Origin of the sequence: Bacillus sp. J33 (assembly GCF_000518885.1) — a bacterium.
GTDB lineage: Bacteria > Bacillota > Bacilli > Bacillales > Cytobacillaceae > Cytobacillus.
On the sequence record NZ_JAEL01000067.1, the window covers coordinates 19,208 to 31,471 of the forward strand.

The 12,264-nt window shown below is 41.3% G+C and carries 14 protein-coding genes and 1 rRNA gene; 13 read left to right on the forward strand and 2 right to left on the reverse strand.

Annotated features, from left to right (window positions below):
• Positions 1-5: 5 nt before the first annotated feature.
• From truA to L634_RS0118250, 10 genes are all read left to right on the forward strand, one after another.
• Complete coding sequence (truA, locus tag L634_RS0118205) at positions 6-743, forward strand: tRNA pseudouridine(38-40) synthase TruA (protein ID WP_026583688.1); 738 nt, start codon at positions 6-8, stop codon at positions 741-743.
• A 231-nt stretch (positions 744-974) separates the two neighbouring features.
• On the forward strand, positions 975-1,412 hold the full coding sequence (rplM, locus tag L634_RS0118210; protein ID WP_026583689.1) for a 50S ribosomal protein L13: 438 nt from the start codon (positions 975-977) through the stop codon (positions 1,410-1,412).
• 20 nt (positions 1,413-1,432) lie between these two features.
• A complete protein-coding gene (gene rpsI / locus L634_RS0118215) occupies positions 1,433-1,825 on the forward strand; it encodes a 30S ribosomal protein S9 (RefSeq protein ID WP_026583690.1) in 393 nt (130 codons plus the stop codon).
• A 509-nt stretch (positions 1,826-2,334) separates the two neighbouring features.
• The gene (locus L634_RS34385; protein WP_232233792.1) at positions 2,335-2,481 is read left to right on the forward strand and encodes a hypothetical protein; all 147 of its coding nucleotides are present in this window, start codon (positions 2,335-2,337) and stop codon (positions 2,479-2,481) included.
• Positions 2,482-2,975: 494 nt separating this feature from the next.
• Entirely contained in the window at positions 2,976-3,818 is an 843-nt protein-coding gene (gene proC, locus L634_RS0118225) for a pyrroline-5-carboxylate reductase (RefSeq protein WP_026583692.1), read from the forward strand.
• Positions 3,819-3,853: 35 nt separating this feature from the next.
• Entirely contained in the window at positions 3,854-4,975 is a 1,122-nt protein-coding gene (proB, locus tag L634_RS0118230; RefSeq protein ID WP_026583693.1) for a glutamate 5-kinase, read from the forward strand.
• 24 nt (positions 4,976-4,999) lie between these two features.
• Complete coding sequence (locus tag L634_RS0118235; protein ID WP_026583694.1) at positions 5,000-6,268, forward strand: glutamate-5-semialdehyde dehydrogenase; 1,269 nt, start codon at positions 5,000-5,002, stop codon at positions 6,266-6,268.
• A gap of 148 nt (positions 6,269-6,416) precedes the next feature.
• Positions 6,417-6,860, forward strand: coding sequence for a YbaK family protein (locus L634_RS0118240; protein WP_026583695.1), 444 nt, complete (start codon positions 6,417-6,419; stop codon positions 6,858-6,860).
• Between the two features lie 119 nt (positions 6,861-6,979).
• Positions 6,980-7,702, forward strand: a complete 723-nt coding sequence (cwlD, locus tag L634_RS0118245; RefSeq protein WP_026583696.1) for an N-acetylmuramoyl-L-alanine amidase CwlD — start codon at positions 6,980-6,982, stop codon at positions 7,700-7,702.
• A 262-nt stretch (positions 7,703-7,964) separates the two neighbouring features.
• On the forward strand, positions 7,965-9,023 hold the full coding sequence (locus tag L634_RS0118250) for an Mrp/NBP35 family ATP-binding protein (protein ID WP_026583697.1): 1,059 nt from the start codon (positions 7,965-7,967) through the stop codon (positions 9,021-9,023).
• 45 nt (positions 9,024-9,068) lie between these two features.
• Here L634_RS0118250 and gerD read toward each other — a convergent pair whose 3' ends face one another.
• Positions 9,069-9,716 (reverse strand): spore germination lipoprotein GerD, encoded by a 648-nt coding sequence (gene gerD / locus L634_RS0118255; RefSeq protein WP_026583698.1) that lies wholly within the window; start codon positions 9,714-9,716, stop codon positions 9,069-9,071.
• Positions 9,717-9,863: 147 nt separating this feature from the next.
• Here gerD and L634_RS0118260 point away from each other — a divergent pair, with 147 nt between their 5' ends.
• On the forward strand, positions 9,864-10,496 hold the full coding sequence (locus tag L634_RS0118260) for a KinB-signaling pathway activation protein (RefSeq protein WP_026583699.1): 633 nt from the start codon (positions 9,864-9,866) through the stop codon (positions 10,494-10,496).
• A 15-nt stretch (positions 10,497-10,511) separates the two neighbouring features.
• On the opposite strand, the gene pdaB is transcribed toward L634_RS0118260, so the two are convergent.
• Complete coding sequence (gene pdaB, locus L634_RS0118265) at positions 10,512-11,264, reverse strand: polysaccharide deacetylase family sporulation protein PdaB (RefSeq protein WP_026583700.1); 753 nt, start codon at positions 11,262-11,264, stop codon at positions 10,512-10,514.
• 381 nt (positions 11,265-11,645) lie between these two features.
• On the opposite strand from pdaB, the gene L634_RS0118270 reads away from it, so the two are divergent.
• Both L634_RS0118270 and L634_RS0118275 read left to right on the forward strand, forming a co-directional pair.
• The gene (locus L634_RS0118270) at positions 11,646-11,876 is read left to right on the forward strand and encodes a hypothetical protein (protein ID WP_026583701.1); all 231 of its coding nucleotides are present in this window, start codon (positions 11,646-11,648) and stop codon (positions 11,874-11,876) included.
• 317 nt (positions 11,877-12,193) lie between these two features.
• Positions 12,194-12,264 (forward strand): 16S ribosomal RNA (locus tag L634_RS0118275); the annotation flags it as partial.

Sequence of the window (12,264 nt, forward strand, 5' to 3'; positions counted from 1 at the left end):
GAATAATGCAGAGATTTAAATGTACTGTTATGTATGATGGCACCCAATTCGCCGGATATCAGGTCCAGCCTAATAAGCGGACTGTGCAAGGAGAGCTGGAGCGGGCCTTAAGGAAGCTTCATAAAGGAGAAGATATAAAGGTAACAGCGTCGGGCAGAACGGATGCAGGTGTCCATGCAAGGGGCCAGGTGATCCATTTTGATTCGCCCCTGACTATTCCTCTCGAAAAATGGGAGATTGCCATGAATTCGCTGCTGCCGGATGATGTGGCGGTCACAGGGACAGAGAGAGCTCCTGCAGACTTCCATGTCCGTTTTGATGCCAAAGGCAAGGAATATCGCTACTTTGTGCATCGGTCGCTCAAGAGGGATCCATTTAAGCGGCATTATGCTTTTCAATATCCTTATTCTTTAAATATTGACTCTATTAAGAAGGCTGCAGCGAGTCTAATAGGGACCCATGATTTCACGAGCTTTTGTTCAGCAAAAACAGAAGTAGAGGATAAGGTAAGGGAAATCCGGGAAATTGAATTACTGGAAGAAGGGGACCTGCTCGTTTTCCGTTTTAAAGGAAACGGTTTTTTATACAATATGGTCCGTATTCTCGTCGGCACTCTCTTGGAAGTCGGCTCAGGGGAAAGAGATCCCAATTCCATGTCTTTTATTCTTGAAGAAAAAAACAGATCTGCAGCAGGGAAAACAGCACCTCCGCAAGGGTTATATTTGTGGAAAGTTTTTTATTAAAATTTTGGAAAAAAACAGCGAAGAACCACGGGGGCGCGTTGTAAAGCCAAATTCTTTTAAAAAAAGAGCTTAAAACAACTAAACCAGGTGTAACATTCCCTTGACATTGGACTGTCAAAGTTATATTATAGCATATGGTATTATTATTAAAACCACGATAAGCCCCGGAACTTATTGTGTCGAATATATTAAACCAAAATGATTATGATGGATTTATTAGGAGGGAAACTGATGCGTACAACGTTTATGGCGAATTCAAATAATATCGAACGTAAATGGTACGTGGTTGATGCTGAAGGCAAAACTCTTGGTCGTCTTGCTAGTGAAGTAGCATCAATCTTACGTGGTAAACATAAACCAACTTATACACCACATGTAGATACTGGTGATCATGTAATTCTTATCAACGCTTCAAAAATCGAACTAACTGGGAAAAAGCTAACTGACAAGATCTACTACCGTCACAGCATGCACCCAGGCGGTCTAAAATCAAGAACTGCTCTTGAAATGCGTACAAACTACCCAGAGAGAATGTTAGAGCTTGCAATCAAAGGCATGCTTCCAAAGAACTCTCTTGGCCGTCAAATGTTCAAGAAATTACACGTATATGCTGGTAGCGAACATCCGCACCAAGCACAACAACCTGAAGTTTACGAACTTCGTGGATAATTTTTAGGGAGGTTATTAACTTGGCACAGGTTCAATATATTGGTACTGGTCGTCGTAAGAGCTCCGTTGCACGTGTTCGTTTAGTTCCAGGCGACGGCAAAATCATCATCAATGGTCGTGAAATCACAGATTACATTCCTTTCGCAGCTTTGCGTGAAGTTGTAAAGCAACCGCTTGTAGCTACTGAAACTCTAAACAGCTACGACATTCTTGTAAATGTAAATGGCGGTGGATACACTGGTCAAGCTGGCGCAATCCGCCACGGTATCGCTCGTGCGCTGCTTCAAGCTGACCCAGAATTCCGTCCAACACTTAAGCGCGCTGGACTATTAACTCGTGACGCACGTATGAAAGAGCGTAAGAAATACGGTCTTAAAGGTGCTCGTCGTGCTCCTCAGTTCTCAAAGCGTTAATTTTCGATTTTGTAAAGACTCTCAACCTATGGTTGGGGGTCTTTTTATTTCTTAGGCTTAAAAAGGGCTTAAAAATTTTAACCGCTTTCTTTTTCTCCATTCTCCAGACAGCAAAGCAGGCCTTTTTACATGTTGGCTGTTTATCCCCATTTGGCTGGGTGGTGCATATAATTTTTACTAGGCCTAAACTGTTAAAGGAGAGATCATTTTGAAAGCCACTCAAAAATCATTCATTAAGTTTACCCATTCCCTCCCGGTGGGGTCTTAGTACTGCTATTGCAGGCAGATCCATTATAAGAGGCATACTGACGTTCGACTCCATTTCGGGCAGCAGGGTGTCGGGTACCGCTAATTTTCGGGGCACTCCTATTCCTATTTCGGGAATATGGGATGATAGCAGCAAAAGGATAAGTTTTGATTCCCCTTTTGCATCGTTTTCTGGTCAATTGCAAAACTTTGATGATCCATCCATTGGAGTACGCCATTTCAATTTACATGGACGATTTCTAATGAAGCCGCCTTCTATACAGGCAGGTGAGAGCGGAAATTGGTTTGCATCCACCAATGTTCCTCTTACAGGACCGCCAACAAATACCGGGGGCTTGCCGCCAGTAGGTGCCTTTGTAACATCCGATATGCTTTTTAACAATCGCTGAGTATTCCAGGCAGGCAATATTTATTAGTAGATATTACCCAAGTTTAAAAGGGGCTTAAAAGAAAACCAGACTCTAAGCCGATTGGCTGGAGTCTTTTGTTTTTGCCATAAGGTTTACTTTTAGAATTAAGGTTTCCTTAAGTTAGATGCTTTATAATTCCCATTTACTAAATGAATAAAGGGTAGATGTTAACATATAAACCTGCTGGCATCATGGTGAATAATATCTTTGTCTCTTTTTGTCGGATGAACCAGGCCACACAGAAATTGGGATTTTTATATCAGCAAATATCGGCTTCAGAGGGGATTATCAAGCCTGAGGGAGTCTAAGAGGATGCTCAGATATAAATGTTAGCGTTTTCATTCACTATCTCGGCCTTATCCTGCTGACTTTCCAATATGCCCTTGAATATGAATCTCATCATGTTACGATAGAAACGCATGAAAAAATACGAACAGTTATACGAACAGAATGATCATCTAAGGAGGATGTCCATGTTAGAAAATAAAACCATTGCTTTTTTAGGAGCAGGTTCGATGGCAGAATCAATGATTTCAGGAGTCATTACAGCTGAAAGAATGCCGGCAGATCAAGTATATGTTACAAACAAGAGCAATGCTGCGAGACTTGATGAAATTCGAGCAAAGTACAGTGTAAATGCTATTCCCCAGAGCGAGATGCCATTTGAAAAGATTGACTTATTCATTTTAGCCATGAAGCCAAAGGGTGCAGAAGAAGCTCTTCATTCTATTAAGGACAAACTAAATCCCGGCCAGGTGATCCTTTCTGTTTTGGCAGGCATAACAACCGAGTTTATGGAAGAGCATTTAAATTCAGGTCAACAGGTTGTCCGCGTTATGCCAAACACATCAAGTATGATTCAGGAGTCGGCTACGGCTGTTGTAGCAGGCAAGAATACAAGCATGGCCAATGTTGAATTGGTTAAGGAATTGCTTGAATGCATGGGTGAGGTATATATCATTGATGAAGACCAAATGGATGTATTTACTGGATTAGCGGGGAGCGGTCCTGCCTACTTCTATTATCTGATGGAAAACATGGAGCGTGTAGGGGTAGAAAAAGGCATGGATCAAGAAACGGTACGGAAAATTGTTGCCCAAACCATTTTTGGTGCTGCCAAGATGGTACTGGAAAAGGAAGAGGCACCGACTTCGCTAAGGGAAAAGGTAACTTCACCGAATGGCACTACGGCATCAGGGCTGGAGGCTCTTAGAAAATACAAGGGTGGAGAAGCCATTTCACAGGCAGTCGAGCATGCTGCGAAACGTTCGAAGGAAATAAGCAAGGAATTGGAAGGTGCACTTGTCACTTCCTAACTCGATAGGCTGCATTAGTTCACAGGAGGTATTGGATGTTTAAAAAAGAAAAGCAGATAAAAAGAGTTGTTATTAAGATTGGAAGCAGCTCACTAACAAGCATGCATGGAGAAATTAGCCGCAGGAAGCTTGAAAATCTTGCGGAGCAAATTGTCGCATTGAAGGATGCTGGCTATGAAACAGCTGTTGTTTCATCAGGAGCTGTTGCAGCGGGCTATCGAAAGCTTGGCTGCATTGACCGGCCATCATCACTTCCGGAAAAGCAGGCTGCAGCTTCAATTGGCCAAGGGCTATTAATGGAATCTTACTCAGAACTCTTTTTATCTCACGGATATGTGGCTTCGCAGATCTTAATCACAAGAAGTGACTTCTCTGATGAAAAACGTTATGGAAATATGCATAACACAATGAATGTGCTATTGGAGCGCGGAATTATTCCAATAATTAATGAAAATGATACGGTAACAGTTGATCGGTTAAGGTTTGGTGACAATGATACCCTTGCTGCAAAGGTTGCTGGCCTGATTGATGCTGATTTGCTCATCATTTTATCGGATATTGATGGCCTCTATGACAGCAATCCGAATGATAATCCAAATGCAAAGCTTCTGGAAAACGTCCATTCCATTACGCCGGAAATTGAAGCAGCAGCTGGCGGTTCAGGAAGTGCTGTTGGAACAGGCGGCATGAAATCAAAAATTCAGGCAGTGAAAATTGCTATGGCAGCAGGTATCGACTCCTTTTTAGGAAAAGCAGGAACAGAGAATATCTTATTGGATGCCGTCGAAGGCACTGCAAAGGGAACCTACTTCGAACAGGAACCAGATGCATTCAACCTCGATAATCAAAGGCAGTGGATAGCTTTCCATTCTGGTCCTGAAGGCAAGGTGACAATCAGTTCTGCTGCCAAAGCAGCCATTATTGATAACCATGAGAATTTGTATCGTTCTGATATACAGGAGGTTAAAGGCCGATTCAAGGATGGTGCGGTTGTCCGTATCCTAGATGAAGATGGAAAAGAAATTGGACTCGGCAGGATTAATTATTCGAATGAACAGCTAAATGAAGATGCAGCAGATGGAGAAGAGCTGGAACCGGCCATTGCACAAGAAACGATTGTTTGTTCTAGAGATTTTAAGCTGCCAGCACTTGTTTAATGCAAATACACTAGGAGGGATTCAATGACTACTGCAGCAGCAGTAAAGACAAATTCAGTAGAAGAACAGGCTAAAAAGGCTAAAAAGGCATCAAAAACATTAGGTGTTTTGACAACAGAAGAAAAAAATGAAGCAATCCTTACTGTAGCGGATGCTTTAGAAGCGGGATATGAGTCGATTATTTCAGCAAATCTTATTGATTTAAAAAAAGGGGAAGAAAAAGGGTTTGAACCGGCCTTTATGGACCGCCTTTCCCTTAATAAAGAACGGATTTTTGACTTTGCGTCAGGCCTTCGTCAAGTTGTACAGCTTCCAGACCCGGTTGGGGATGTAATGTCAGGCTGGACATTGGAAAATGGCTTGAAGGTGGAAGAAGTGCGTGTTCCGCTTGGCGTCATTGGGATGATTTATGAAGCCCGCCCAAATGTGACGGCTGATGCAGCCGGTTTGGCCTTAAAGTCAGGTAACGCTATCGTTTTAAAAGGTGGTTCTTCCGCTCTTAATTCTAATAAAGCAATCGTGGAGATTATTCATAAAGCACTTAAAGAAACAAAAATACCAAAAGATGCTGTCCAGTTCATTGATACGGTAAACAGAGAAGCGACACAGCAGCTTTTCACAATGAAAGAGCATATCGATGTACTAATCCCAAGAGGAGGTGCATCTTTAATTAAGGCAGTGGTAGAAAACGCTACGGTTCCTGTTCTTGAAACGGGTGTAGGAAACTGTCATATATATGTTGATAAGGATGCGGACGCAGAGAAAGCAATCAAAATCCTTATTAACGCCAAAACAGACCGACCGGCTGTCTGCAATGCAGCAGAAACGCTAATTGTACATGAAGATTGGCTTAACCAGCATAGGGAGCTGCTTGCTGAATCCTTTAAAAAGCACGGCATCACCGTACATGGCGATGAAACAGCAGCCGCTGCTCTTCCGGATGTGCAGCCAGCAAATGAAAATGATTGGTCAAATGAATATTTAAGCCTTGATTTGGCAGTTAAAACGGTAGGAAGCCTGGAAGAAGCAATTGACCATATTGACGAATTTGGCACAAAGCACTCTGAGGCAATCATCACTGAAAATGCAGATGCTGCAAAGATGTTCATGCAGCTGACTGATGCCGCGGCACTTTACCATAATGCATCCACAAGGTTTACAGATGGAGGAGCATTAGGGTTTGGCGCTGAAATCGGCATATCAACACAAAAGCTTCATGCAAGAGGGCCAATGGGCCTTCCGGCATTAACGACCCGTAAATATCTTATGTCCGGTGATGGACAAATCCGATAAAAATAATGGAGGAGCACTAGCATAAGCTGGTGCTTCTTTTAATTTAATGCATTCTAAAAAGCATAAAAAATTGGCAGCTGAATCGTGCCTGCTTTTTGTATTTCTCCCCTCCGGCAGTTAAAGACTATCTTCAAGGGGTGAGAAAGCAGTGACTGTCATAACGACTTTCAAAGAGAAAAAAAGGGAAAAGCAAATTAAATATGAAAAATCTGTCCTACGGGAAATTTCTATAAAAGCTTTAAAAGAAAGAGTACAGCAATTCTTTGGCTCTTCCAGGTTTGTATCCGGATTAATGATGAATGCTGGAATCGAAGAAGCCTGTTATGATGTAGCGATTGAAGCGTATTTGCTTGGCGCAAATTATAGCCGTTTCGGTTTTTATGGTGAATCCGTCGACCAAGTCAGGAGCAGATGTGAAAAAGAACATAAACATTTGGTCGATACCTTGTATAATTTTTTCCTATACTGGGGTCATGGCTCAGAAGCAATAATGAGTGAATCTCTTTATTATATGTGCGAGGAATATGTAAACAGCTGGTGGTCGGAAGGGTTTAATAATGGTGAAAGAAGGCGAAAGCTCCGCCTTCATTGACCCATATCTGATTTAAGTTTCTATTTGTGAAGCCGGGCTGTCCTAAATAGAAGTTCTAGAAAACCTTCTTGTCCCATATATTTGAATTGAGGATAAGCAGGAGGGGCTGAATAGGACAAATGAAGAAAAAATTAAAAATAGGCGGGTTTGCGATCGGGCTTATCATCCTGTTTCTTATTTTGCAATATGATTTCTCAAATGATAATTCCTGGGAATCGTGGAACCTGCCTTTGACCGGGAAGATTATCTTGCTTGATCCAGGCCATGGAGGACCGGATGGCGGTGCCGGTGATGAAGATGCTCTGGAAAAAGATATTGCCCTGGAGGTCTCTTTGAAGGTGAGGGATTATCTGCAGGAACAAGGAGCCCTTGTCATTATGACGAGAGAGGATGACAGGGATCTTGCACCGGAGGAAACGAGGGGATATAGCAGAAGAAAGGTTGAGGACCTGAAGAAGCGGCTGGAAATGATTAATACTTCTGAATCCGATTTTTACGTAAGCATTCATTTAAATTCCATCCCTTCTCCACGCTGGAGCGGTGCCCAGACTTTCTATGCACCGGGTATCAAGGAAAATGCCAGGGCTGCTAAATTTATTCAGGACGAGCTGCGCCGCAATTTGGAAAATACCAAGCGCAATTCCAAACCCTTAAACAATGTATATATTTTAAAATATGCTAAAAAACCAGGCGTTTTAGTTGAAGTAGGATTTTTGTCAAACCCAGGTGAAAAAGCCAATCTGAAGACTGATGAATATCAGGATAAAATTGCTGCTTCAATTTATAATGGGATCTTGCGCTTTTATACAAAAGAGAAAGAATTGACAGAGAAATGGGAATGAAAAGATGCTGATAAGGCATCTTTTTTTCATATTTTGTGATTGGATGAAGCAAAGGGAGGTTCCGGCAGTGCCAATGAGCTGAGGATCCTTCCGGACGGACAAGGAATGTGTGGAAATTAATAGTAAAGCTTGACAGCCTAACATTAATCTTACAAAAAGCAAGCGGTTAGTGATTAAAAATGGGATGTGATAGAATTAACTGTATAGAATATTCAATATGTTATAATTAGATGGAAATGAATACAGAAGGCGGGTGCAATTTATGTTAACAGAACAGAAAGTAACAGAAGCTTTGAGCGGCTTAAAGGAACCATTTATACATAGAACGTTAGGCGAATTAAATGCAATAGAAGAAATTAAAATAAAAGAAGAAAAGAACCATGTCAGTGTAAAGATTCAAATTGCTAAAACAGGTACTGCTGAACAGCTGCAGCTGCAAACACAAATCGTAAACCTTTTAAAAGAAGCGGGAGCGGCAACAGTCGGCATCCGATTCAGTGAGCTTCCTGAAGAAGTGCTGTCACAATATAGAGAAGCGGCTGCAGAGGAAGATAAAGGCCTGCTTTCTCCAAGAAATAAAACGGAGTTTATTGCCATTGCGAGCGGAAAAGGCGGGGTTGGAAAATCCACTGTGTCCGTAAACCTTGCTGTATCTCTTGCGAGGCTGGGCAAAAAGGTCGGCTTAATTGATGCTGATATTTATGGATTCAGTGTTCCTGATATGATGGGAATTACAAAGCGCCCTGTTGTCAGAGGAGAAAGGATTCTGCCGGTAGAACGCTTTGGAGTCAAAGTTATCTCAATGGGATTCTTTGTTGAAGACAATGCGCCGATTATTTGGAGAGGCCCTATGCTTGGGAAAATGCTGAACAGCTTCTTTAATGAAGTGGAATGGGGCGAATTGGATTATCTGCTTCTTGATTTGCCGCCGGGAACTGGTGATGTTGCTTTGGATGTACACACGATGCTGCCATCATGCAAAGAGATCGTCGTGACTACTCCACATCCGACTGCAGCCTTTGTTGCTGCTCGAGCAGGAGCAATGGCACTTCGCACTGAGCATGAAATCTTAGGTGTTATTGAAAATATGGCATACTTTGAAAGCAAATTAACGGGTGAAAGGGAGCATGTCTTTGGCCAGGGCGGCGGAGAAAAGCTTGCTGATGAGCTAAGAACGGAAGTATTAGGCCAACTGCCTCTGCAACAGCCTGATTGGAATGAAGAAGACTTCGCTCCGTCCATTTATGAGGAAGACCATAAGCTGGGGAAAATCTATATGGATATCGCACGCAAAGTAGTACAAACAGTTGAAAGCAAGTAAAATAAAAAACCTCTTCTGTCAATGGAAGAGGTTTTTTATGTGGTTTTAAGAGCCGCCTCCCTGGCCGCCGCCACCGCCTTGGTCTCCACCTTGGCCGCCGCCACCGCCTTCACCGCCGCCTTCTTCTCCGCCTTTTTGTTCGCCGCTTTTTACTTCTTCTGCGGCTTTTAAAAGGATATCCTGGATCTTGGCTTTAAAAAGCGGACTTTCAAATGTTTCCGTCATTACTTTCTGTATGTGCTCACGGTATTCTTTGCTTTTAAGGACATTTGTTACTTCCTTTTCAAGTTCAGGATCTTTTAGTACTTCTATCATCATTCCGCGATATTCAGGATCTTTCATCAGATCCTTTAGCAGCTGTTCATTTTCTTTTTGCATGCTTTTTGCCATGCTTTCAGCAAACTTTGGATCATCAAAAGACTTCTTCCAAAATTCAGTCCCTTTTTCAGAAGTCAATGTTTTTTCGATTGTTTCAGCTACTACTTTTTGATCCATGACAAGCTTCTGCTGCATTTTTTCATCTGCCATTAATTCTTCTATGGCTTTTTTTCCTTCATCCGTTTTTAATATATCAACAACCATCTTTTTAGTTTGCTCATAATCCATTTGGCCGCCGCCAGCTTCACCTTGGGCGCAGCCTGATATGAAAAACAAAAGCGCAAATGGAAGGAGCAAACGGAATTTTTTTAGCATAGTGAAGCTCCTTTCAGGGGTGTCCTTAACTTTAGAATGAAGAAAATCAGTAAATATTATGCGCTGGAAATACAATGCCTAGATTTTTCAAACTTTGGTTGGTACAATCATAAGGAATGAATTTAATTATTATGGGGGAAAAATAAATTGACTAGCCGTAATTGGGTAAAGCTTTTTATATCAACGCTCTTAGTTGGTGGGTTAACGACAGGAGCAGTAGGATTTATTGTTCGATGGGACGAATTTGCGCCTATTTTTACTGATTTTGATATTCTTGAGATTCTGTCCGTGTTATTCTGGCTTGTAGGTGTGGGCTTAATTTTTAGTATCGTAAGCCAAATGGGATTCTTTGCTTATTTAACAGTTCACCGGTTTGGTTTAGGCATTTTTAAAGGCTTATGGAATCCAATTCAGATTGTGCTTATTTTATTTGCACTGTTTGATTTAGTATATTTTCGCTATAATGCTTTTGCCAATGAAGGAGACAGCATCCTCCCGTATATAGGCATTGCGGCCTTTCTTCTGATCGCCGGGCTTGTAGTCGCAGCAATAAAGGCAAAGCAAACGAATCAGCATGCTTTTATACCAGCAGTATTTTTTATGGTTGTTGTTACATCCATTGAGTGGGTACCTGTCTTAAGAGTCAATGAAGAAAGCTGGCTTTACTTGATGTTGTTCCCGTTATTAGCTTGCAACACTTATCAATTGCTTATTCTTCATAAGCTTAATGAAGATTCACAAAAACAGAGAAGCAAGATAGCTAAAAAGCCATCCAAATAGAGGATGGCTTTTATATTACTTAATTTCATTTGTCTTGGTATCAGCATTTGCAATCATTTCAGAAACGGACACAAGCTTTAGACCTTTGCCTTTTACATCATCCAAGATGAGCGGAAGGGCTTTCGCTGTTTGCTTAGCAGAATCTGATGCATGAAGCAAGATAATATCCCCTTTTTTAGCCTTAGATACATTTTCAGCTATTGCCTGAACTCCGGGGTTGGTCCAATCCTTTGAATCAACACTCCAATGAACAACCGTATATCCCATTCTGTCGGCAACCTTCAAGGTTTTTTGGTCAAAATGTCCCGTTGGTGCACGTACCAGCTTAATGTCCTTAATATTTAGTTTTCTAAAAGCCTCTTGTGCCTTTGCGAGATCACGCCTGATTTTGTCTTCTTCAAGTTCAGTATAATCCTCATAGCTGTAGCCCAGCATTCCGATTTCGTACCCCTCTTTTACAATTCTGGCCACCAAATCCGGATGGCGTTCCGCCCAGGAACCTGAAAGGAAAAATGTTGCTGATTTAACACCTTCTTTTTTTAAGGTATCAAGAATAGGTTCAGCTTTGACATCACCCCATCCAATATTGAAGGTGATTGCTAAATCTTTCTCTCCCTTGTAAACAGCCTTTGGACTATCTTTTGCTGAAAATGCAGGCATATGGACAATATTCTCCATATAGAGGAACCATGCTGTGAAAAAAGCTGCTATTACCACTAACAACAATTGTTTTAATGATTTCCCATTTAGCACATAAAAAAAGTTCATAATATCATTCACCTCGTCCGATACATTCCTTGTCTCATACCTATGCTTAACTTGTCTCATAAATGAGTAAAAATTTTAATTCATAAAAAAATGAAAATGGAAAAATACTACAGTAAATTAATTAAAAAGGTAAGTTAAAATTCATTGTTGATTACGCACTTTGTTGAATGGGGCGGAAGGGGCCAGTCACCTTGAAAAAGCATTCGCATTTCCTTTCATGCTCTTTCGATGTACATCGGGAGAAGGCATGTGTGTAAAAAAGGGACCACAAAAATACTTCATGCTGAAGAGCATCGGGTCACCTAAGGAAAGAGGGCTTCTTTAGCGGAAATCAACAGGCTTGTTTAACGAGCCAGTTAAAATAGTCAGGGGGCAAAAAATATGATAGGTATGCTTTTAAATCAAAAAGAAGTAAAAGAAATGGAATATGTAATTAAGCGTGAGATGGATGAAATATTATTCGATTTAAAGGATGACAGGATAGATCATATTGTGAAAAGAGCGATGGAAGAAAGATATAAGATTTTATTTTCGCTATTCCAGCGAGTGGCATCACCAGCTGATTGTTTAAGATACATGCGTTCCCGCCATCACCGAGAACAGAAAGGATGATGCATCTAATTTAATTGCAAAAAAAATTTAAATAACTGTTGACTTACAAATAATATCTTGGTATATTAATAAACGTCGCTAACGACGGTAACAAAAACAACTTAAAAAAGTTGTTGACGTCGATCGCGATAAATGATATATTTAAAAAGTCGCCTTAAGCGGCGGATTGATCTTTGAAAACTGAACGAACAAAAACGTCAACGTTAATTCTTTAGTCTTTTTTGAAAAGACAACAGCGGATTGTCGATTAAGTACGCCACGTCCTGTGGCAACATCGACGCCAACACATCCGTGTGTAAGTGAGCTTAATCAACTCTTATATGGAGAGTTTGATCCTGGCTCAGGACGAACGCTGGCGGCGTGCCTAATACATGCAAGTCGAGCGGAC

What these genes read in the sequence shown, in the direction of transcription:
- truA (WP_026583688.1), top strand. Translation starts at nt 6, where the DNA reads ATGCAGAGATTTAAATGTACTGTTATGTATGATGGCACCCAATTCGCC.
- rplM (WP_026583689.1), top strand. Translation starts at nt 975, where the DNA reads ATGCGTACAACGTTTATGGCGAATTCAAATAATATCGAACGTAAATGG.
- L634_RS34385 (WP_232233792.1), top strand. Translation starts at nt 2,335, where the DNA reads ATGAAGCCGCCTTCTATACAGGCAGGTGAGAGCGGAAATTGGTTTGCA.
- proC (WP_026583692.1), top strand. Translation starts at nt 2,976, where the DNA reads ATGTTAGAAAATAAAACCATTGCTTTTTTAGGAGCAGGTTCGATGGCA.
- proB (WP_026583693.1), top strand. Translation starts at nt 3,854, where the DNA reads ATGTTTAAAAAAGAAAAGCAGATAAAAAGAGTTGTTATTAAGATTGGA.
- L634_RS0118235 (WP_026583694.1), top strand. Translation starts at nt 5,000, where the DNA reads ATGACTACTGCAGCAGCAGTAAAGACAAATTCAGTAGAAGAACAGGCT.
- cwlD (WP_026583696.1), top strand. Translation starts at nt 6,980, where the DNA reads ATGAAGAAAAAATTAAAAATAGGCGGGTTTGCGATCGGGCTTATCATC.
- L634_RS0118250 (WP_026583697.1), top strand. Translation starts at nt 7,965, where the DNA reads ATGTTAACAGAACAGAAAGTAACAGAAGCTTTGAGCGGCTTAAAGGAA.
- gerD (WP_026583698.1), bottom strand. Translation starts at nt 9,716, where the DNA reads ATGCTAAAAAAATTCCGTTTGCTCCTTCCATTTGCGCTTTTGTTTTTC.
- pdaB (WP_026583700.1), bottom strand. Translation starts at nt 11,264, where the DNA reads ATGAACTTTTTTTATGTGCTAAATGGGAAATCATTAAAACAATTGTTG.
- L634_RS0118270 (WP_026583701.1), top strand. Translation starts at nt 11,646, where the DNA reads ATGATAGGTATGCTTTTAAATCAAAAAGAAGTAAAAGAAATGGAATAT.